The organism is Methanocorpusculum labreanum Z, from assembly GCF_000015765.1.
Classification (GTDB): domain Archaea; phylum Halobacteriota; class Methanomicrobia; order Methanomicrobiales; family Methanocorpusculaceae; genus Methanocorpusculum; species Methanocorpusculum labreanum.
In genome coordinates this window covers 109,298-128,666 of record NC_008942.1, presented here as the reverse complement: position 1 = coordinate 128,666, position 19,369 = coordinate 109,298, and the positions used below count along the sequence as shown (strand labels likewise).

22 protein-coding genes are annotated in these 19,369 nt (G+C 50.9%); 7 read left to right on the top strand and 15 right to left on the bottom strand.

The genetic code is table 11. The features are described 5' to 3' along the window. The first annotated feature begins 61 nt into the window (after positions 1-61). The gene (tfrA, locus tag MLAB_RS00735) at positions 62-1,690 is read left to right on the top strand and encodes a fumarate reductase (CoM/CoB) subunit TfrA (protein WP_011832518.1); all 1,629 of its coding nucleotides are present in this window, start codon (positions 62-64) and stop codon (positions 1,688-1,690) included. Then, positions 1,687-3,132 carry a fumarate reductase (CoM/CoB) subunit TfrB gene (tfrB, locus tag MLAB_RS00730; RefSeq protein ID WP_011832517.1) on the top strand — a complete coding sequence of 482 codons (1,446 nt, stop codon included), beginning with the start codon at positions 1,687-1,689 and terminating at the stop codon, positions 3,130-3,132. The genes tfrA and tfrB overlap by 4 nt, the downstream gene beginning before the upstream one ends. A gap of 8 nt (positions 3,133-3,140) precedes the next feature. Here tfrB and MLAB_RS00725 read toward each other — a convergent pair whose 3' ends face one another. The 13 genes from MLAB_RS00725 to MLAB_RS00665 form a co-directional block, all read right to left on the bottom strand. Beyond that, a complete protein-coding gene (locus MLAB_RS00725) occupies positions 3,141-4,643 on the bottom strand; it encodes an acetyl-CoA carboxylase biotin carboxylase subunit (RefSeq protein ID WP_011832516.1) in 1,503 nt (500 codons plus the stop codon). Beyond that, the gene (locus MLAB_RS00720; protein ID WP_011832515.1) at positions 4,640-6,373 is read right to left on the bottom strand and encodes a pyruvate/oxaloacetate carboxyltransferase; all 1,734 of its coding nucleotides are present in this window, start codon (positions 6,371-6,373) and stop codon (positions 4,640-4,642) included. Before MLAB_RS00720 ends, MLAB_RS00725 begins: the two co-directional genes overlap by 4 nt. 101 nt (positions 6,374-6,474) lie before the next feature. Then, positions 6,475-7,596: a type IV pilin gene (locus tag MLAB_RS00715; protein ID WP_011832514.1), complete on the bottom strand. Its 1,122-nt coding sequence runs from the start codon at positions 7,594-7,596 to the stop codon at positions 6,475-6,477. A 221-nt stretch (positions 7,597-7,817) separates the two neighbouring features. Continuing rightward, complete coding sequence (locus MLAB_RS00710; RefSeq protein ID WP_011832513.1) at positions 7,818-8,444, bottom strand: hypothetical protein; 627 nt, start codon at positions 8,442-8,444, stop codon at positions 7,818-7,820. Continuing rightward, positions 8,437-9,000, bottom strand: a complete 564-nt coding sequence (locus MLAB_RS00705) for an ATP-binding cassette domain-containing protein (RefSeq protein WP_011832512.1) — start codon at positions 8,998-9,000, stop codon at positions 8,437-8,439. The genes MLAB_RS00710 and MLAB_RS00705 overlap by 8 nt, the downstream gene beginning before the upstream one ends. Next, positions 8,997-9,572 (bottom strand): ABC transporter ATP-binding protein, encoded by a 576-nt coding sequence (locus MLAB_RS00700; RefSeq protein WP_011832511.1) that lies wholly within the window; start codon positions 9,570-9,572, stop codon positions 8,997-8,999. Before MLAB_RS00700 ends, MLAB_RS00705 begins: the two co-directional genes overlap by 4 nt. Further along, a complete protein-coding gene (locus MLAB_RS00695) occupies positions 9,565-10,095 on the bottom strand; it encodes a biotin transporter BioY (RefSeq protein ID WP_011832510.1) in 531 nt (176 codons plus the stop codon). Before MLAB_RS00695 ends, MLAB_RS00700 begins: the two co-directional genes overlap by 8 nt. A 41-nt stretch (positions 10,096-10,136) precedes the next feature. After that, positions 10,137-11,123, bottom strand: a complete 987-nt coding sequence (locus MLAB_RS00690) for a biotin--[acetyl-CoA-carboxylase] ligase (RefSeq protein ID WP_011832509.1) — start codon at positions 11,121-11,123, stop codon at positions 10,137-10,139. Positions 11,124-11,208: 85 nt separating this feature from the next. After that, the gene (locus MLAB_RS00685; RefSeq protein ID WP_011832508.1) at positions 11,209-11,778 is read right to left on the bottom strand and encodes a hypothetical protein; all 570 of its coding nucleotides are present in this window, start codon (positions 11,776-11,778) and stop codon (positions 11,209-11,211) included. Beyond that, positions 11,775-13,208, bottom strand: a complete 1,434-nt coding sequence (locus tag MLAB_RS00680; protein ID WP_011832507.1) for an RtcB family protein — start codon at positions 13,206-13,208, stop codon at positions 11,775-11,777. The genes MLAB_RS00685 and MLAB_RS00680 overlap by 4 nt, the downstream gene beginning before the upstream one ends. 5 nt (positions 13,209-13,213) lie before the next feature. Further along, positions 13,214-13,624 carry an archease gene (locus MLAB_RS00675; RefSeq protein WP_011832506.1) on the bottom strand — a complete coding sequence of 137 codons (411 nt, stop codon included), beginning with the start codon at positions 13,622-13,624 and terminating at the stop codon, positions 13,214-13,216. Beyond that, positions 13,614-13,898, bottom strand: coding sequence for a hypothetical protein (locus tag MLAB_RS00670; RefSeq protein ID WP_011832505.1), 285 nt, complete (start codon positions 13,896-13,898; stop codon positions 13,614-13,616). Before MLAB_RS00670 ends, MLAB_RS00675 begins: the two co-directional genes overlap by 11 nt. 58 nt (positions 13,899-13,956) lie before the next feature. Continuing rightward, positions 13,957-14,271, bottom strand: coding sequence for a DUF2551 domain-containing protein (locus MLAB_RS00665; RefSeq protein WP_011832504.1), 315 nt, complete (start codon positions 14,269-14,271; stop codon positions 13,957-13,959). 171 nt (positions 14,272-14,442) lie between these two features. On the opposite strand from MLAB_RS00665, the gene MLAB_RS00660 reads away from it, so the two are divergent. The 3 genes from MLAB_RS00660 to cofH are packed head-to-tail and all read left to right on the top strand — an operon-like array spanning position 14,443 to position 16,766. Then, on the top strand, positions 14,443-14,967 hold the full coding sequence (locus MLAB_RS00660; RefSeq protein WP_245525969.1) for an undecaprenyl diphosphate synthase family protein: 525 nt from the start codon (positions 14,443-14,445) through the stop codon (positions 14,965-14,967). A gap of 60 nt (positions 14,968-15,027) precedes the next feature. After that, the gene (locus MLAB_RS00655; protein WP_011832502.1) at positions 15,028-15,684 is read left to right on the top strand and encodes a S26 family signal peptidase; all 657 of its coding nucleotides are present in this window, start codon (positions 15,028-15,030) and stop codon (positions 15,682-15,684) included. Next, entirely contained in the window at positions 15,681-16,766 is a 1,086-nt protein-coding gene (gene cofH, locus MLAB_RS00650; protein ID WP_011832501.1) for a 5-amino-6-(D-ribitylamino)uracil--L-tyrosine 4-hydroxyphenyl transferase CofH, read from the top strand. The genes MLAB_RS00655 and cofH overlap by 4 nt, the downstream gene beginning before the upstream one ends. Positions 16,767-16,803: 37 nt before the next feature. Here cofH and MLAB_RS00645 read toward each other — a convergent pair whose 3' ends face one another. Together MLAB_RS00645 and MLAB_RS00640 are read right to left on the bottom strand one after the other, a co-directional pair. Further along, positions 16,804-17,571 carry an A24 family peptidase C-terminal domain-containing protein gene (locus MLAB_RS00645; protein ID WP_011832500.1) on the bottom strand — a complete coding sequence of 256 codons (768 nt, stop codon included), beginning with the start codon at positions 17,569-17,571 and terminating at the stop codon, positions 16,804-16,806. Positions 17,572-17,621: 50 nt separating this feature from the next. Then, a complete protein-coding gene (locus tag MLAB_RS00640) occupies positions 17,622-17,999 on the bottom strand; it encodes a carboxymuconolactone decarboxylase family protein (protein WP_143702749.1) in 378 nt (125 codons plus the stop codon). An 88-nt stretch (positions 18,000-18,087) separates the two neighbouring features. Here MLAB_RS00640 and MLAB_RS00635 point away from each other — a divergent pair, with 88 nt between their 5' ends. Together MLAB_RS00635 and MLAB_RS00630 are read left to right on the top strand one after the other, a co-directional pair. Continuing rightward, the gene (locus MLAB_RS00635) at positions 18,088-18,690 is read left to right on the top strand and encodes a flavodoxin family protein (protein WP_011832498.1); all 603 of its coding nucleotides are present in this window, start codon (positions 18,088-18,090) and stop codon (positions 18,688-18,690) included. Beyond that, positions 18,662-19,369 (top strand): DNA alkylation repair protein, encoded by a 708-nt coding sequence (locus MLAB_RS00630; protein ID WP_011832497.1) that lies wholly within the window; start codon positions 18,662-18,664, stop codon positions 19,367-19,369. The genes MLAB_RS00635 and MLAB_RS00630 overlap by 29 nt, the downstream gene beginning before the upstream one ends.

The window sequence follows — 19,369 nt, the reverse complement described above, 5'->3', positions numbered from 1 at the left end:
CCTTCCTTTTCCCCTGCTTTTATCCCCTCCCTCTTCCAATAGATATAATTAAGGATTCGAAATGGGCATCGAGAATACAAAAGACTGTCACGTACTTGTCATAGGGTCGGGCGGCGCCGGAATACGTGCCGCCGTTGAGGCGGAAACGTTTGGCGAGACGATCATTGTCTCGAAAACGATCACCGGGAAAGGCGGGTGTACCGTCATGGCAGAAGGCGGATTCAATGCCGTATTGAATGAAGAAGATTCGATACAGACCCATTTCGAGGATACGATGAAGGGCGGGGCGTTTCTCAACGATGAATTACTCGTGCAGACACTCGCAAGCGAAGCCCCGAACAGGATCCGTGATCTTTTTTCCTGGGGGGCCGTCTTCGATCTGAAAGAAGACAATACGATAGCTCAGCGGCCTTTCGGCGGACAGCGGTGTGCCAGAACCTGTTATGCGGGAGACCACACGGGTCACGAGCTGGTGATGACCCTTCTCGAAAAACTCCGGGGTTCATCAGTCGAGATCGAAAATGAAGTGACGGTCCTTGATCTCCTTTCAGACGATGGAAAAGTAAACGGGGCGATCACGTGTGATCGGGAGGGAGAACTTGGGATCATTACGGCCGATGCGGTGATCCTTGCGACCGGCGGGGCCGGCCAGGTCTACGACACGACGACCAACTCGACGGCCGGGACCGGAGACGGATACGCTCTTGGCTACCGGGCCGGAGCACAGCTCATCGATATGGAACAGGTCCAATTCCACCCGACCGGAGCCGTAACTCCTTACGATTCACGCGGAAGGCTGATCACCGAAGCGGTGAGAGGAGAGGGAGGCATCCTGAAAAACGCACTCGGGGAACGGTTCATGGCGAAATATGATCCGGCACGTATGGAGCTTTCCACCCGCGATGTCGTGGCACGGGGAATTGCCACCGAAGTTCTCGAAGGGCGGGGCACCTCCCATGGGGGTGTCTGGCTGGATGTCAGTCATCTTCCGCGTGAACAGATCGAAACACGCCTTCCGATCATGCTGAATCAGTTCCTGCAGTTCGGTGTGGATATCAGAAACGAACCGATGGAGGTCGCACCGACCGCCCACCATTTCATGGGCGGGATAAAGATAACGCCGGAAGCAAAAACAACGGTGCCTCATCTTTATGCAGCCGGAGAAGTAACCGGCGGTGTTCACGGAGGAAACCGTCTTGGAGGAAATGCTCTTGCCGATACGCAGGTGTTTGGGAGAAGGGCAGGCATCTCGGCAGGAAAAACAGAACGGACGGCAAGAAAAATCGACATGGATCAGATCAGAGCGGCTGAAAACAGACTGGAATCCTATTATGAAGGTACGGCGAAATCCGCCGATATCAGACGGGCCATGAAGATGATGATGTGGAACAATGTAGGGATCTACCGAAACGAACTCGACCTGAGAGTTGCCGAAAGGGAGATCAAAAAACTGCAGAACACACAGCTGAAGATCGCTTCGCCCCGCGAACTTTCCGATGCCGTGGTCACGGAAAATATGTTGCTTGTCGCCCAGCTCGTTATCGAAGGAGCACTCCTCCGAAGAGAGTCACGAGGGGCCCACACCCGGACCGATGTGAAGCAGAGCTGGACGAACGAGACATCGCCGTTCGGCCACACCTTCTTTGTCAAAGGCAAATCAGGGATAGAAATTCTGGAGGATAGATTATGAAAGTAACCATCTCCCGTTTCGATCCGGCAACCGGAGAACCACCGAAATTTGTAGAGTATGATGTCAGTGTAAAAGATTCGGCACGCGTACTCAATGTTTTGGATGCAGTTCACGATACGATCGACCCAGAGTTCGCCTACCGGCATTGCTGCCGGGGAGGGCAGTGTGGCTCGTGCGCCGTTCGCGTGAACGGCGAACCTGTTCTTGCCTGCATGCAGGAAGCACGCGAAGGCGATATCATCGAACCCCTCGAACTGCCGAGGATCAGAGACCTGGTCACTGATATTGCCCCGGTCATGGCACAGATGGCCTGGATGAACAGCGGATGCGACTGCACGCCGGTCACGCAGCAGGAGATCGAGGAGATGAAACCCTTGCGGGAATGCATCGAATGCTACTCATGTATCTCCTCATGTCCCGCGATCGCGGCCTCGGATTACAAAGGCCCGACGATCATGCGGCAGGAGCAGAGACTTAATCTCGATCCCCGGGACAAAGGGGACCGTATCCTTGAAGCGATCGACAAGGGACTCTTTTCCTGCACGACCTGCCATAAATGTGTCGAGGTCTGCCCAAAAGAGATCGAGACGCCACGAAAAGCTATCGAAAAACTCCGGGCCGAGGCAGCAAAGAGGGGACTCTCCCTTCCGGCACACAAGGCCCTTGCTTCTCTTATCGAGAAGACCGGCCGGTCGATTGAGCGAAAGGAGCCGACCTTCCTTGAACGGGTGCCGGATGTTATCGAGCCGGAAGGAGAGGTCAGAGCAACGGTAGGATTTTTCGTTGGATGTATGTTCAACGGACGAGTCATCCAGCCGGCTTTGGATGCGATGGAGGTTCTCAGGAAAAACGGGATAAGAGTCATCATTCCCAAGGATCAGGTCTGCTGCGGATCGCCGCTGATCAGAACCGGACTCTGCGGGTTTATTCCTGAACTGCAGAAACGAAACATCGATGCATTCGTCAAAGCAGGCGTGGACACCGTCCTGACGATCTGTGCTGGGTGCGGTTCAACGCTGAAAAACGATTACGACACCCCGTTCAGAGTTGTGGATATTACGGAATTCCTGTGCGAACTTGGATTTGAAATCCCGGAAAAAGTGGAAGGGACTTATACGTATCATGATCCGTGTCATCTCCTTCGGGGACAGGGAATCTCGGAACAACCCAGAATTCTCCTGAACTCGGTTGCGGAAAAGTTCGTGGAGATGCCGGCACGATGCTGCGGAGCTGGCGGCGGCGTGAAGTCGGGTCTCCCTGAACAGGCGGCGGCAATTGGAGCAGTGCGTGCCGAGATGGTGAAAGAAACCGGAGCCGATTACATCGTAACGGTCTGCCCGTTCTGCGAATTTCACCTTCATCAGGTGACCGGACTGCCGGTAAAGAATATCGCGACCCTGATGCTGGAAGGCTACCGTAAACAGGAAAAGAAAATAAATTAATAAAAAAATTATTCTTTTTTCTGGCCGTTTTTCGCTGCAAGAGCACTCATATAGGCACTCACTGCCGCCGTGACCGCGATGGTTTTCTCTTTTCCGGGACGCAGCGAATCTCCAAGCTGATTCATCCGGGTCTCGCTCTCGCGCATATATCTTGTGAGAGACTGGGTGATCGTCGGATCCTGCAGGAAATGCGTGTGGGTGTTTCCGGCGATAAACTCAGGATTGTTCATGACGGCGTAATGGAGAGGGAGGGTCGTTTTTACACCGATGATGACGTATTCGGTGAGGGCGCGGCGCATTCTCGCAACGGTCTCTTCGCGGGTCATTGCCCGTGCACAGAGTTTTGCGATCATCGAATCATACAGCGGCGGGATCGAATAGCCTGCATGGATGCAGCTGTCAATTCTGATACCCGGACCTCCCGGGGACCGGTAGCGGCTGATTTTTCCTGCATCCGCCTGGAAGTTGTTCATCGGATCCTCGGCGTTCACACGGCACTCGATCGCGTGTCCACGGCAGGTGATCTGATCCTGCGCATACGGGAGAGGTTCGCCGGCAGCGACCTGGATCTGCATTCTGACCATATCCAGTCCGGTAATAAGCTCGGTCACGGTGTGTTCGACCTGCAGACGGGTGTTCATCTCCATGAAGTAGTAATTTCCCGAATCATACAGGAACTCGACGGTCCCGGCGTTTTCATAATTGCAGGTTTTTGCAACCGTCATCGCAGACTGGGTCATTCGTTCGCGGAGTTCATCGGTCATGATGGGGCACGGCGCCTCTTCGATGAGTTTCTGGTGACGTCTCTGGATCGAACACTCACGTTCGTACATGTGGATCACATCGCCCTTTGAGTCGGCGAAGACCTGGACCTCGATGTGTCTGGGTTTTGCCAGATACTTTTCGATGAAAACCGTCGAGTCGCCGAATGCCGAGGCGGCGGTCCTGCTGGATTTTGCGATCGCTTCGTCGAGTTCGGCTTCGTTGTTGACGATCGTCATACCAATACCCCCTCCCCCGGCGGACGCTTTGACGATCACCGGGTAACCGATCGATTCGGCAAATGCTTTGGCCTCATCATGGTCGGTGCTCTGGGTCCAGGGAAGAACCGGGACCCCGGCATCATGCATCGCCTGCTTGGAGTCGAGTTTGGATCCCATCATTTTGATGGTCGCTTCCGACGGGCCGATAAACGTGAATCCGGCTTTTTTTACTGCTGCGGAAAATGCTGCTTTCTCTGCAAGAAATCCGTATCCCGGATGGATCGCGTCGGCGCCGGCCATCTCGGCGACCTCGAGGATCCGGTCCATATTCAGGTAGCTTTTCGTCGGGTGGGCGGCACCGATGAGAAAAGCCTCGTCGGCATACTTCACGTGTAATGCATTCGCATCGGCTTCCGAGTAAACGGCGACCGTTTCGATACCCATTTCGCGGCATGCACGCATAACGCGAATGGCGATCTCGCCACGGTTCGCAACCAATACTTTGTCAAAGTATTCGTTTTTACTCATTGCACCACCACTAAAACATCGCCGCTCTGGACGACGGCTCCGTTCTCGACGAAGATCTCGGTGACCGTACCGTCGATCGGACTGACGATCGGATTCTCCATTTTCATCGCTTCGAGAACGAGGAGGGTCTCGCCCGCAGATACTTTCTGTCCTGCCTGAACTTTGATGTCGAGAACCATGCCCTGAATACTGCTCTTCACACCACCGGGGACATCGCCGCGAGGCCTGGTCTCGGCGGACTTTACGGAACTGACGACGGCTTCTCCTTCGACAGAGAGGATGCGAACGGCATAGATTTCACCGTCGACCTCGACTTCCATGGATCTTGGGATGTCGTAGTCTGCCGGAGCAATGCCGCCGACCGAGGTCGGAACAACAGGGAATGCTTCAGCTTTCTTCTCGCCTTTCAGGAAGGCCGGGGCGATGGCCGGATAGAGAATGTAGGTGAGGACATCTTCTTCTTTTTTGACGAGACCCTGCGCTTCTGCGTCGGCTTTCATCTTGTCGTAGATCGGTTCAAGAGTGTCGGCCGGCCTGCAGGAGATTCTCGGGGTATCGCCGATGATCGAGGTGACCAGAGCATCGTCGAGCGGTTTGGGGCTCTTTCCATACAGTCCTTTGAGATAATCGCGGACTTCGTTGGTGACGGTCTTGTAGCGTCCGCCCATTAACACATTCAAAACAGCCTGGGTCCCGACGATCTGCGACGTCGGCGTTACAAGCGGGGGATAGCCGAGATCTTCTCTGACTTTTGGCACCTCGAGGAAAACCTCGTCCATTTTGTCGAGTGCATTCTGCTCTTTCAACTGGGAGACAAGGTTGGAGATCATGCCGCCCGGGAGCTGATAGCTGAGAACATCGCTGTCGATACGGACACTGATCGGGTCGATCAGGCATTCATATTTTCCTCTGATGTTTGCCGCTGCACCTTTGATCGAACGAAGAGTGGAAAGAGAGATCTGTGTGTCGCGTGGAGTGCCGATAAGAGATGCCACGACACTTTCCGTTGCGGGCTGGCTTGTTCCTCCGGCAAAAGGAGACATGGCGGTGTCGAGGATATCGACGCCTGCTTCAATGGCCGCCTGATAACTCATGGGGGCAATGCCGCTTGTCGAGTGGCTGTGGAGACAGACCGGGATGTCGAGTCTTTCTTTGATGCCGAGGATAAGTTCACGGGCGGCCTCGGGCATAATGAGTCCGGCCATGTCTTTGATGCATATCGAATTACAGCCAAGACCGTAGAGTTCCTCGGCCATCGTAACGAAACCTTCGATGCTGTGGACCGGGCTGGTCGTATATGATATAGTGCCCTGAAGGTGATTTCCGGTATCGATGACGGCCTTCATGGCCCTCTCCATATTTCTGGTATCGTTCAGTGCGTCGAAGATCCGAAAGACACGGACACCATTCTCCGATGCAGAAGAGACGAATTTATCGACAACATCATCCGGGTAATGACGGTAGCCGACGAGATTTTGTCCCCGAAGAAGCATCTGGATCGGAGTCTTGACAAAGATTTCCCGGAGCGTTCTGAGACGGTCCCACGGATCATCGTTCAGATACCGGATACAGGTGTCAAAGGTCGCCCCGCCCCAGGCTTCAACGGACCAGAAGCCGGCTTTTTCCATCTCGCGGGCTAGAGCGAGCATGTCTTCGGTCCGCATACGCGTTGCCGCCAGTGACTGATGAGCGTCACGGAGCGTTGTGTCGGTAATATTGAGTTTTTTCATAGTGTTCTCCCTGCTCATACGAGTTATCTAAACCTTAATTATTTTGGAGTGTAGAGTTAAAAAAGTAGTCCCTTGGGAAACCGATTGCTCTGAAGGAGATATTATGGTTCATTATAGATGTTAGGACCTGCTATCACTGCAGTGTTTCCTAAGTATATTATAGTCCCGGTACCCGGAGTGGTGACGCTACCCCATCTTGATTTGTAAATACCACCGCCATAGTTTGCAGAATTATAATTAATCCGTAATGTACCACGTACTTCCAGTTCACCACCATCATCGACAAATATCCCCCCCCCAAATCCATCTCCATACAGGTTCTGGTTATTTTCCACAACAAGAGTAGCATCTTTTTGAACTACCAAACGGCCTTGGGATGATATTGTTATAAGAGGGGATGTAACACCGTCGATATTACTTCCATTGAGCGTAAACGGATCACCTTGCTTTTTTTCAATCGTAACTTCGGTCGTCCCGGGATCACTGATGTTACCTATCTCTAATAATGCATCATAATAACCGGGGGCACGTACAATGTTTCCACCTTCATCAATGAGAATTTTAACATTACCATAACTCAGGTCATGTACATTTGATTGAGAGAATTCAATCGGCTGATTTCCAACAATGATCGGATTCAGGTTGGAAAACGTGAAATCTTTATCATTTATATCTACAGTAACGACCTCATACCCGGGATCTCCAGGATTCAAGCCGGTATCGTAGTATTTGTTATACCACGTGTTAAACGAGTCGACAAATTCGGATGTGGTATTGTAGCCATCAGACCCGACCACATAATACGGATTCACCACCGGGGTCACGATAATGACACCACCTTCGATAACGACCTTTCCGCTGAAAACCAGCGCCGTGATGTGATCCGTAAAATTGCCGACGATGTTGACATACGTCACGGTCGAATTGAAATCGGGAACCCGGATCCCTTGTGCATCAGGGCTGTCCCAGTGTCCGTTATTTGTATATACACGGTATGATGTCAGAAACGGAAGATCGTTTCCTGCGACCGGGGTTATCAGGGCGGTATTATTCGTTGCATTCACCTCAACGGTAAACCCGACCACCTTATTCTCGACAGGCGTAAAAGAGCTGATGCTTGCCATAACGACTGCAGCGACAAGCGCTATAAGAACAACGGAAAGAGCGATTAAAAGTACAGTTGCAATAACCGGACTTACGCCGCTGTCCTTAGATGTATCCATACTTCATTGTAGGTTCCCTGAAATAAATTAGTTTGTGTGGGCGGGCTGACCCGCAGGGGCAGCCTCAGCCGAGCAAACCAACGGTTTGCGAATGGGCGGATCGAACGCTGAAAGCGGCCGACCTTAGCTAAGCAAGTCGATAGACGTGCGACCAAATCTTTGATTTGCGAGCAGGAAGGGATGAGCCGATAAGTTAGCCATCAACTGAGCAAAACCTGATTTCAAATCAAACACACACCATACAGACAAACAGCAGTGCCAAGCATCAGAAAATCATACACCCCTGGCGAAAAAAACGGGACGAACGCCCCTCCCGAACAATATCCCCGTCTTGCCAGAAGCGATGACTGGACACCTGCTCTCCTTAACGAAAGAATGAGCAGACCTGCCGCAAGAGAAGGGACGGCCGAAACGGAAAACTTCTGACCCTTGATACGAAGAGCAGCCCGCATACGCCCGAAATCCTCCCTGATCTCGCTGATCGCCTGAACGGAAAACTCTGCTGCCATCCCCAGATCAAAACCGATACGCTGACCAAAAAGCCAGACAAAGAAACTCATCAGTTCGCCCGGAAGCAAGGAAGCCGAGAACCAGAACGCAAGCAGAACAAGAACAAAGATCTTCGCGCCGTAGAAAAAATCACCGCCCGTAAAATACAAAACAACCGAGGGAAACAGACCGATAAAAATCGATACCGGCACAACGATCTTCCAGGAATTTTTTGCAAACGTCGTCTTTGCCCCGAAAACGAGCCACCAGATAAAAACCGCCGCCGCTCCAAACAAATTCACGAAGGAAAGGACCGAGAGAAGCACAAGCGTAAGAAGCCGGAAGCGGATGTCACTCACGATGCAGGCCTCCGCTCTCTATTTTCCACCACACTGCGTGATTCGGCGCATACTCCGTTTCATGAGAAAAAACGATCGTGATACCCCGGCGGTTTTCAATCATACCGGTCAAAACCTCCTTCGCCGAAATATCCAGCGAAGCATACGGCTCATCGAGAATGAGAACATCCGGGTCTTTGGAAAAAACACAGGCAAGCATCAGCCGTTTCAGTTCTCCTCTGGATAGTGTAAACGGATCCCGATCCGATATCTCCACGTCGAGACTGGAGAATGTCGGATCCCCACGGGGGACGCCCCATGACGAAATCTCACGGACCACCGTCGGGCCTGTCACCTGATATTCCGGAAACTGCATCAAAAGAATTGGAGAACCACAGCCTTCCAAAATTATTTTCCCGGATTCAATTTCGGATAATCCGGCCAGAGCCGATCCAAGCGTGGATTTTCCTGACCCAATCCTGCCGGAAATCATATGGACCCCTTCGGAAAAGAAATCGTCGGCCGCAAAAGAAAATGCACCTGCACGGAGTTGGACCGAAGAGAGGACGATTCTCACAGTCTCACCTCGAAATCCGCTTTTTGTCTAAGGGAAACGGAATGCGAACTCCACATCACATACGAAATATGTCTCGAAGAAATAAACGAGCAAAGATCTTCAACGGTCTCCGGGTCTAGATGGGAATCCGGCTCGTCGAGAACGAGAAGGATAGGATCGTGAATGACCGCCGCCGTTATCCCGACAAGCATCTTCTCACCGCCGGAGAGTGTCCGGCACTCCCTTTTGAGCAGATGAGTTATGCCTGCATCCTCTGCGGTCTGTAAAACTTTTTCCTCGATCCTGGCCTGCGGAATTTTGGCAAACCTAAGGGAGGAGGCGATCTCTTCGAACACGATCGGAAACAGCAGATGGCGGTCGGGAAACTCGCTCACGTAACCCACATTCTGCAAACGAGGGGAAGGGCCATCTATACTGACAGAGCCTGAATCGGGAAGAACGATCCCCGAACAGATCTTCAGGAGCGTTGTTTTTCCTGCGCCGTTTTTGCCGGAGACCACCGTAAGTCCAGGCGGAATCGATAGAGAGGGGATGCTCAAAACCCCGTGACGGAGATCGGTGATTTCAATCAAATACGAACCTCTCGCTTTTTCGAAGACGAAGCGTTATCAGTTCAACGGCAGTGATTTTGATGATGTCGCCTGCGATAAACGGAACCACACAGGCAATCAGGGCCGCCAGAAGTGTAGCTCCCGAGGAGATCATGAACCATCCGGCCCCGCAGATATAACTGACAAGCGTTGCGAGAAGAAGCCCGGTTATATCGGCAGACACCGTTTTTTTCGAAAAGAACATGCCTGCAATGAATGCCATCAGAATAAAACCGATCAAAAACCCGCCGGTCGGTCCAAGCAGGATCCCAATTCCTGCAGTCCCGTTGTGGAAGATCGGCAGACCGAGCGTGCCGAACAACACATACAGCGCTGTTGGAATCACCGCATATTTTTTCATCACCGATGCCGCCAGCAGAACAAACATCGTCTGAAGCGTGAACGGAACGACAAACGGAATGGATATCCAGCCGCCTACCGTGATCAGTGCCACAAACACCGCTGAATAAATGATCAGACTCGAACGTTTTTCGTCACCGTACATTGTTAACCATAATTTGTGTGTTGGTTAACAATAAAAAAGGATCAGATAAGATAGCAGTCGCCCGCTATCACGCGTTCGACCTCGCCATTATCTTTGTGGATGATCAATGCCCCACGTTCATCGACGTCGAGTGCCTCGCCTTCGAAGCTCTCACGGATCGTCCGAACGCGAACCCTCCGGTGAAGAGTTCGGGAGAGACTTCTCCATTCACGGAAAAGAGGCTCGGTTTCGCCTTTTAGAATCATCTGATACCGGCGTTCGAACTCCTTAAGAAACACGGAGAAGAGCTGGGCACGATCCACATCGTGGCCGAGTTCATCCGAGAGAGACGTGACGATCTTGGAAAGGTTCGGCATAACTTTTTCAACGCAGACGTTCACGTCCACACCGATCCCTACCAGACAGTATTTGATGATATCCTCGTCCGCAGCAAGTTCAAGCGTCGTTCCGGCAACTTTTTTATCGCCGATGAACACATCGTTCGGCCACTGGATCAAAGCCGAGAGTTCGAACTCATGTCTGATCGCCCGGGCTAGCGAGATCGAGGCGGCCATCATGATCAGGAAGGTCTGATCGACATGGAGTTTTGGCATCACCACGATAGTCGCCCAGATACCTCCTTCAGGCGACATCCATACACGGTTCATTCTGCCAAGACCGCCGGTCTGCTGCTCGGCAATAAGAACGGTTCCCGGCTGAACTTCGTCTCCGACCTCATGCATCATCTGCCGGGCAAGTGCGTTCGTTGAAGGGACCTGCTCGAAATGGTGCATCTCCTGACCGATGACCTTGGTTTTGAGATGCCGTTTGACCTCATACGGGAGTAATAACCACGTACGTTTCCGAAGCGTGTATCCGGTTTTTGCCGAGGCATCAATGACATATCCGACCTCACGCAAAAGATTGACATACTTCCAGACGGCAGTCCGGGATATGCCCAGGCGTTCACTGATAACGTTTCCGGCAACCGGCTGGCCGATTCCGGCTTCGTCCAGAATATGCAGAAGATCGAATATTACGTTTGTCATGAGGTTTTGACTCCAAAATGGATATATGACTTGTTATGCCATCTGAAAAGAAGAAGATTTCGTTTGAAGACCCGGATCTTTCCAATTAAAAAGAAACGGCATCCCCTTCGGAGAATTTTTTGAGAAATGCACAACTCGGATACTCATGCGTGCTTGCAAGGAGAAGCGTCCCTTTTCCAACCGGACACTCGATCAGCACAGGAAAGCCGTTTTCCGCAGTCGCGATAGGCTTGCCTTCGTATTTTTCAAACCAGCCGTCACTGGCAAAATTCGTTATATCATAGCCGTCGATGAGGGAAGACCACGGAGATGAAGTGTCGACGGTAAGAGAGTGTGCGCCAAACTCAAAATGATACTCAACTTCCACCGGAAGCCAGTCATATCTGTTCGGAGAGGCATCGGCCGCTCCAAAAACGAGAAGTTTCCCGCCATTCTCAAGATACCGTTCGATACGGCCGGAACATGCCCGGAGAGCCGGAAGAAGTTTCGAGTACGAGGTATTGCCAAACCCGGTTGGGATAATGACGCCGGTATATTGTCCCCGGTAGAACGGTGCCGAAAGTAAAAGCGGCGTGACGGCTTCGCACGGACAGGCAGAATCTTCGACCAGACGGTGGAACGTCATCTTTGAGTCCCAGAATACGGCGACGGTCATCCTTTGATCACCCCAAGAGGTCTCATTCTGGCAACGATCCGTGAGATCCCGGCATCGTGCACGGTCTGAACGACTTCACTGCTGGATTTATACACATCCGGCGCTTCTTCGGCGATCGCCGCCTGATTCGGCGCTCGAACGATGATGCCCTGTTGAAGAAGAGCTTTCGCGACCTCTTCGCCGGTCTGACTCTTTTTCGCCGAAGAACGGCTTTTCACTCTGCCGGAACCATGGCAGGTACTCCCGAACGTTTTCTCCATGGCACCGTCCGTTCCCGCCAGAATGTAGGATGATGTCCCCATGCTTCCTGGGATGATGACCGGCTGACCGGAAGCCCGGAATTCGTGAGGGACCTCGGCCCTGCCCGGACCAAATGCCCGGGTCGCTCCTTTCCGGTGAACACAGACGTTTCGCCGGACCCCGTCAACATTGTGCTCCTCCCATTTCGCGACATTGTGGGCAACATCATAAACAAGAGGCATCTCCTCGTAAGAGACATGGAACTTTTTGACGAAAAGTTCCCTGACGATATGCGTGATGATCTGACGGTTGGCCCAGGCATAATTTGCAGAAGCCGCCATTGCACCGAAATATGCTTCCCCTTCGGGAGAGGAAAGCGGAGCACAGGCAAGCTGACGGTCCGGAAGATCTATACCGTATTTTTTCGCTGCCGACTCGAGAACCTGCAGATGGTCCGTGCAGACCTGATGCCCGAGACCCCTTGAACCGCAGTGGATCATAACACATATCTGTCCTTTAGCCACGCCGAACGTTTTCGCCGTTTCGTTATCGACCACGTCATCAACAACCTGGACTTCCAGAAAATGATTCCCGGAACCAAGCGTTCCGCACTGGGGAATGCCCCGCTGTCTGGCTTTTTTGCTGACATGCTCCGGCTTTGCCCCCTCCATTGCTCCGTTTTCCTCACATCGGGGAATATCGCCCTCCATGCCGTAACCCATTTCAACGGCATTCTTTGCTCCGTACTCGAGCATACTCGATAGATCATTCTGCGATAAACGAATCGGGCTCTTCGAACCAACGCCTGTAGGGACGGCGTTGAAAAGATCCTCGACCAGTTCTTTCATATCGGAAATATCGGAGACGGTAAGCGGGGTCGTGATCATCCGAACCCCGCAGTTGATATCGAACCCTACGCCGCCCGGCGAGATGATCCCGGTTTCGGCGTCGAATGCACCGACACCGCCGATTGGAAAACCGTATCCCCAGTGAATGTCGGGCATTCCAAGGGAATACTTGAGAATACCCGGAAGCGTCGCCACGTTGGCAAGCTGGGTGAGAGCTCCGTCCTCAAGCGTCTCTGCAAGGTTTTTCGAGAGGAAAAACCGTCCGGGAACACGCATCCCGGGAACAAAATCCATGGGGATTTCCCATTCATTCGTAGTAACCTGTTTGATCTGGTCGTTCATGATTGTTAGATATCGAAAATTATTATCAGTTCATATCCGGTTTTTGTTCTGGTGAGCGATAAGCCTGAGTAGGAGATGCCTTTTACCCCGGTGCCGCCGGCATGCTTTTCTCTGTCGAAGAGAACTCCCTCAACCGTACCGGAAACAGAGTCTCCAACAGAAAGGGTAAATTTCTGGGGGATGAGATACTCGGTTTCCGTCAGAAAGAGAAGTTCCGAAAGGAAATTCACGATCAGTTCTTCGCGGTCTTTTCCTTCTGCATGAATGGGAAATGAATCCGTAGAGGGTTCTAGAGGATACGCTCCGTACAGAATTTTTGCCAGAGCAAAACCGCTCTCTGAAAACAGAGAAGATAGATCGGGGGCGGATATCCGCATACGGATATCGGCAGTGTGTTCGAGCTCCTCAAAAACCATAATCGCCGTCTTCGAAAAGAAGCCGCGGAACCATGCGCATCGTTATCTCCGATATCCACTGTATCTGATATCTGGAAATAAAGATCACATGATTCCCTGCCCGAATCGGAATGTCGGATGATTTTGCCGGGCGTATTCGCACCGGCATCAGAATCGGGCCGCTGCATGACGTGCTTATACGAAAATCCCCACCGCGGCTATCCATATACGCGATGACCTCGTCCGTGACGGTAATATCAGAAAGAGGGGTAGGACCACCCTGCTCAGTATCCATTTAATATTGATGTGCAGTATACCCTGAAAAAAGTTGGTACTGAATCCAGCCTGAATGTTCAGGTGGATGCAACTACCTGTTCGACTAAATCGGCATACTGTGCCTTAAGTTCGTAGACTCCAAGTGCACCGTCTTTCATCTTGTGGGTTGACAGGATGCCTAATTTTGATGCAACAATACCAACCATCGATGCCACGGAATGATAGGTCACGTCAAACTTTGTCGAAAGCGCTTCGTGAATCTGGGGAACGGTCATGGACTTTGCCCGAATGAGCAGACGTAAAAGCGCCTTTCTGATTCCTGACTTGTCACGAGATAGATAACTGCGAAGTCGTCTCTCAATCTCCTTTCGCAGATCTGAAGGTGAAAGCATATTTTTTAGTATGTATCTGTGTATATAAATAAATACCGCTCAAACAAGTATAAAATAATACACGAATTTGATATGCAGAGAAAAGCAATAGAGTAATACCTCATGATATACCGCCTCTATGAGTACCTGATTTCCCGAGACCTCACAACATTTCCAAAAGAGATATGTTTCATGCTGAGCGATGAGGATGTACTTTTCGATGCGGGGAAAATAGAGGCGGTCTATACCTGGACAAAAGAGTTCCCAGACATCAAAAAGATCATTTTCCACATCAGTACGGATGATCCCCGGCGAATCGAGGGACTGCTTGGACTCGAAGAACTTGGAAAGAAAACGACCGTACGGGTAAGTACGCCCGAACACGACACGATAATCGGAACCGGAATTCCAGAGATCCTGATCGCTCTTGGCAAAACCGGAAGGGAAGAGATCACCGACGCGATCATCAAAATCGCAAAAGAGGGTGTGGAGCCTAATGAAATCACGGAAGATATGATAGAGAAACATCTCATATTTCACGTGAACCCGGATTTTGTGATAAAAACCGGAGGGAATCACCTCACCGACTTTTTGATCTGGCAGTCGGTGTATTCGGAACTTTTTTTTACCGACATCAACTGGGGCGGCTTTCGAAAAGTAGACTATCTTAGGGCGCTTCGCGATTATCAGTCCCGGGGCCGGCGATACGGGACATGAAAGAAAGCCGAAGGGGAAAACATCTATATACTTCTCATAGATGAATAAGATACTACAACAATGTCACTTTCCATTCCAAAATTACCCGAATCGAAAGATCCGAAAGTAAATTTTATCAGGGATATCCTGATCGTTTTTATCATTGTTGCAGCTATCGGCTGTGCTTTATTTGCAGTATCAGGAACATGGCCTGCCTTGGTCGCCGTCGAATCGGAAAGCATGGTCCCGAATCTGAACGTCAACGACCTTGTGTTTGTTGTTGACGAGAACAGATACGGCGGGTTCATGACGATGGTCGAGGCACAAGAGGCAGGGGTGATTTCGTTTGGAGGATACGGGGACGTGATCGTCTATCAGCCCAACGGGGTAACCGGCGTGACGCCAATCATCCACCGGGCGATAACATGGATCAACGAATCCGTCGCCGAAGATGCGGGATTTACCGGCGATGCAGCCCATGCAGGATATATTACTAAAGGCGACAACAATGACCTTATCGATCAGGATGCGATATTTTCGGCTTACGGGAGGATGCAGCCGGTCAAAGAGGAGTGGATCGTTGGAAAAGCATTGTTTGCGATCCCTCTGATCGGTTTTATACCGCTGCATCTGTTTGAGTCTGCCCTGATTGTGGTACTCATCATCGTTATCATTGAACTCGTCAGCAGAAAGCTGAAGAAGAACAAAGAGACCAAAACGAAAGGAAAGAAAAAATGAACGTCACCACCATTCTGAATGATGTCCTTGGAGGCTCACGGCTCACGGAAGATGAAGCTGCATTCCTGTTCTCGGTGCAAAACCGGGATATATGGAAGGTTGCCGAGGCCGCCGATATCATTCGCGAACGAAAAAACGGCGATGTCGTAACATATGTCCGAAACATGAACATCCACATGACCAACATCTGCAAAAACTGTTGCGGGTTATGTGCATTCGGACGAAAGAGTACCGATCCCGAGGCTTTCTGCTTCACGGATGAAGAGTTCCGGGAGCATACCAAAGATGCGGGCAGAAAAAAGGTCACCGAGGTCTCGTATCTTTCCGGAATTCACCCGGAATTCACCATCGAAAGTTACGAAAAGATGATCCGGACATTCCACGAAGAGATCCCCGGCATCCACGTTCACGGATGCAGCCCGGATGAGATTTTGTTTGCAGCGAACCAAAGCGACATCACAACAAAAGAAGCACTCATTCGGCTAAAAGATGCGGGACTCGGTTCAGTCCAGGGAACGGCGGCGGAGATTCTCGTCGACCGTGTTCGAAACATCATCTGCAGTAAAAAACTCTCCACGGCAGAGTGGGTCAGGATCATCAAAGAAGCCTCGGAAGTTGGATTTCGAGCAACGTCCACGATCATGTACGGATCGGTGGAAACGGAAAAGGAACGGGCACGCCATCTATCGGTCCTTCGCGACGTCCAGGACGAAACCGGTGTATTTACCGAACTTGTTCCGCTGGCGTTCCTGCACAAAAATACGCCGCTCGAACGGGCAGGAATCGTAAACCATGATGCAACAGGACGCGAAGACATTCTGCTGATCGCCATTTCACGGCTGTTTTTGGACAACTTCGACAACATCCAGGTACCCTGGTCGAAGATCGGACGAAAGGTCACACAGTTGTCCCTGATGGCGGGAGGAAATGATGTCGGGGGGACGATGTTTGTGGACGCCCTTTCAAAGGATGCCGGCGGCGGAGATGAATCGGATTACTTCAGTCCCGAAGACATGAAAATAATGTGTGACGATATCGGCAGGACACTTCGTCAGAGAGACACGTTCTATAATCTCATCTGAACATCCCTTTTTCTCTTTTTTCAGCTCATCTATTTTCTTACAGTAGAAGGATCCCAAGAACCAGATCCACAAGAGAAAATCCAAAGAGGGCAAAGATATAGCCGATCGTGATCGGGATCATGAACGGAACGCCGTACGATATCCAGACATCGCCGGCTTTTGCATACAGTTCAAGCTGGCGGGCATAGGTTTTTGGATCCTCACGGAGATTGCGGATCGATAAACCCGACTGGGTTTTCAGAGCACGGATCGAACTGTGTGCGCGGCAGAATTTCCGGGAGATGATTCCATTCTCTTCGGTGATGTCCTCGGATACGAAACCAAAATAATTGGTGATGGAATCTCCCGGGACTGGTTTTCCCGAACACATCAGCCAGAACGGCGCTTTATTTTTCAAGGCAAGATTCCGGATAAGGAACACGACCGGAACGATCAACGCAAAGACCGCACCGTTCACGAGAGAGGACAGAGCAAGAGAGGGGAAAATCCAGTCGGCAAATGGAGTAATTGGGACCGCGAGAGATAAAAGGATCATGGCTTTTCCGTCTGCAACGCCGAAGAGACCGAAATAGGTGAAAAGGAACATCAGCAGAGCGATGAAAACCGACGTACATAATACATACACTCCCCACGGAGCTGAAAAAAATTCGACCCAGAACCAGATAACCAGAACTCCGCAGGCAACGGCAGCCGGATACCACGTAACGGCATAAATCGTACGGGTCTTTAAATCCTGCCAGCAAGCATAGAGAAAGGTCGCGAGAACCAGAAATGCCGACAATGCAAGCGGCAGTGAAAGAATCATAAATTAGATTTCGATCTGAAATCAGATAAAATCAATGGGTGAGGGGGACCTCACTCATGAAAAACGGACTTGGCGACGTACTTTCCGTGAACATAGGAAGGCATGCCAGCAAGCATATAGGATACACGCAATGCCTCTTCGACCTCGTCCAACTCAACGCCAACCATCTGGGCTCCGGCGAGCTGGGCACGCAGAGCATGATCATCTCTCATTGCTGCCGCAATGCCGATGGCGATCAGTTTTTTCTCTTTCCGGGTCAGGGAACCATCAGACCAGATGTAGTTATCCAGTTTCAGGACGGCCTCGTGAATGAGAGGGTCGGATTCGGCGAGTTCTTTGAAAAAGACGGGGACGTGACCGATATTATGCTCAAGTTCCCTCATTTGTCCCTGACACCCGCAGGTGCCTTTTTTTTCTTCGAATGACATTTTTTATTCAGCGAAATATTGTCCGTCAAGCTAATTATTCTATGTATAGAAGCACATTTTTATAGATCGCCCGGCATAACATTCAACAATGACGAAAAAGATCGTGGCCTTGTTCGGCAGCAACGTTATTGGAGGAAACACCGACAAACTTCTCAAAGAAGCGATTCGCGGAGCAGAAGATGCTGGGTGCATCGTCGAGAGATTGGATATCGTCAGCCTTGATCTCTCGGGATGCAGACAGATCTACCACTGTATGGAAAAGGAACACTGCGTCATTTTAGATGAAGCGGAAAAATATCATACCCTGCTTAAAGAGGCAGACGGAATCATCATTGCAACGCCTGTTATGACCTACGGGATACCCGGTCAGCTGAAATCCTTCATGGATAGATGCCAGCCGTTTTACATGGCGAAATATTACCGGAAGCATTCGTTCATCTCCGATGAACATGCAAAGATCCGAAAAACCCTGTTCATCTGCATCTCAGGGATGAACACACCCGAGGTTTTCATCGGACCGGTCCTTACCGTAAAAGCATTCTGCCAGATCATCGACACGAAATATTTCGATGAACTGCTCCAAAATGATATGGACAACATTAAGAAAATAGAGAGCAAACCGGAAGTGATGAAAGCGGCATACGAAAAAGGGAGAGCATTGGGTGAAGCCATCACGAAAGCACGTGGATAATTCTGAGATCAAATCGGAACTAATACGGCTTGCCGATCCGAAATACCGCACATTTTCGAGCGGTCTGATTCCGGGAGCTGATAATATGATCGGGGTACGAATCCCGGACCTTCGCGATCTGGCAAAAAGGATCGCCGCAGGCGACTGGAAAAACTATCTCAAAGAAGCAACCGATGACTCCTTTGAAGAGATCATGCTGCAGGGCCTTGTCATCGGTTATGCAAAAGGCCAGCCGGATGAGATAATTGCAGCTCTCACCTATTTTATCCCGAAAATAGACAACTGGTCGATCAATGATTCAACCGCGATGGGGCTGAAGATCGCCAAAAAACATCAGGATAGATTCTGGAAATTTATCCAGCCGTATCTTGACTCGAACCAGGAATTTTTCGTTCGGTTCGGAGTTGTAATGCTTCTGTCCCATTATGTGGACGAAGAACACATCTCGCTGGTTTTGGAGCGGCTCGATTCAATCACCCACGAAGGATACTACGTCAGAATGGCAGTCGCCTGGGCGGTTTCAGTATGTTATGTGAAGTTCCCAAACATCACCCATGCATATCTGGAAAACTCTTCTCTGGATAACGCCACCTACAACAAAGCGATCCAGAAGATATGCGAATCCTATCGGGCCGATGAGGAGGCAAAAACCATTCTCAGGGGAATGAAGAGAAAATAA

What these genes read in the sequence shown, in the direction of transcription:
- tfrA (WP_011832518.1), top strand. Translation starts at nt 62, where the DNA reads ATGGGCATCGAGAATACAAAAGACTGTCACGTACTTGTCATAGGGTCG.
- MLAB_RS00715 (WP_011832514.1), bottom strand. Translation starts at nt 7,596, where the DNA reads ATGGATACATCTAAGGACAGCGGCGTAAGTCCGGTTATTGCAACTGTA.
- MLAB_RS00645 (WP_011832500.1), bottom strand. Translation starts at nt 17,571, where the DNA reads ATGATTCTTTCACTGCCGCTTGCATTGTCGGCATTTCTGGTTCTCGCG.
- MLAB_RS00695 (WP_011832510.1), bottom strand. Translation starts at nt 10,095, where the DNA reads ATGTACGGTGACGAAAAACGTTCGAGTCTGATCATTTATTCAGCGGTG.
- MLAB_RS00720 (WP_011832515.1), bottom strand. Translation starts at nt 6,373, where the DNA reads ATGAAAAAACTCAATATTACCGACACAACGCTCCGTGACGCTCATCAG.
- tfrB (WP_011832517.1), top strand. Translation starts at nt 1,687, where the DNA reads ATGAAAGTAACCATCTCCCGTTTCGATCCGGCAACCGGAGAACCACCG.
- MLAB_RS00640 (WP_143702749.1), bottom strand. Translation starts at nt 17,999, where the DNA reads ATGTCATTCGAAGAAAAAAAAGGCACCTGCGGGTGTCAGGGACAAATG.
- MLAB_RS00725 (WP_011832516.1), bottom strand. Translation starts at nt 4,643, where the DNA reads ATGAGTAAAAACGAATACTTTGACAAAGTATTGGTTGCGAACCGTGGC.
- MLAB_RS00635 (WP_011832498.1), top strand. Translation starts at nt 18,088, where the DNA reads ATGACGAAAAAGATCGTGGCCTTGTTCGGCAGCAACGTTATTGGAGGA.
- MLAB_RS00665 (WP_011832504.1), bottom strand. Translation starts at nt 14,271, where the DNA reads ATGCTTTCACCTTCAGATCTGCGAAAGGAGATTGAGAGACGACTTCGC.
- MLAB_RS00660 (WP_245525969.1), top strand. Translation starts at nt 14,443, where the DNA reads ATGCTGAGCGATGAGGATGTACTTTTCGATGCGGGGAAAATAGAGGCG.
- MLAB_RS00680 (WP_011832507.1), bottom strand. Translation starts at nt 13,208, where the DNA reads ATGAACGACCAGATCAAACAGGTTACTACGAATGAATGGGAAATCCCC.
- cofH (WP_011832501.1), top strand. Translation starts at nt 15,681, where the DNA reads ATGAACGTCACCACCATTCTGAATGATGTCCTTGGAGGCTCACGGCTC.
- MLAB_RS00655 (WP_011832502.1), top strand. Translation starts at nt 15,028, where the DNA reads ATGTCACTTTCCATTCCAAAATTACCCGAATCGAAAGATCCGAAAGTA.
- MLAB_RS00685 (WP_011832508.1), bottom strand. Translation starts at nt 11,778, where the DNA reads ATGACCGTCGCCGTATTCTGGGACTCAAAGATGACGTTCCACCGTCTG.
- MLAB_RS00675 (WP_011832506.1), bottom strand. Translation starts at nt 13,624, where the DNA reads ATGGTTTTTGAGGAGCTCGAACACACTGCCGATATCCGTATGCGGATA.
- MLAB_RS00670 (WP_011832505.1), bottom strand. Translation starts at nt 13,898, where the DNA reads ATGGATACTGAGCAGGGTGGTCCTACCCCTCTTTCTGATATTACCGTC.
- MLAB_RS00690 (WP_011832509.1), bottom strand. Translation starts at nt 11,123, where the DNA reads ATGACAAACGTAATATTCGATCTTCTGCATATTCTGGACGAAGCCGGA.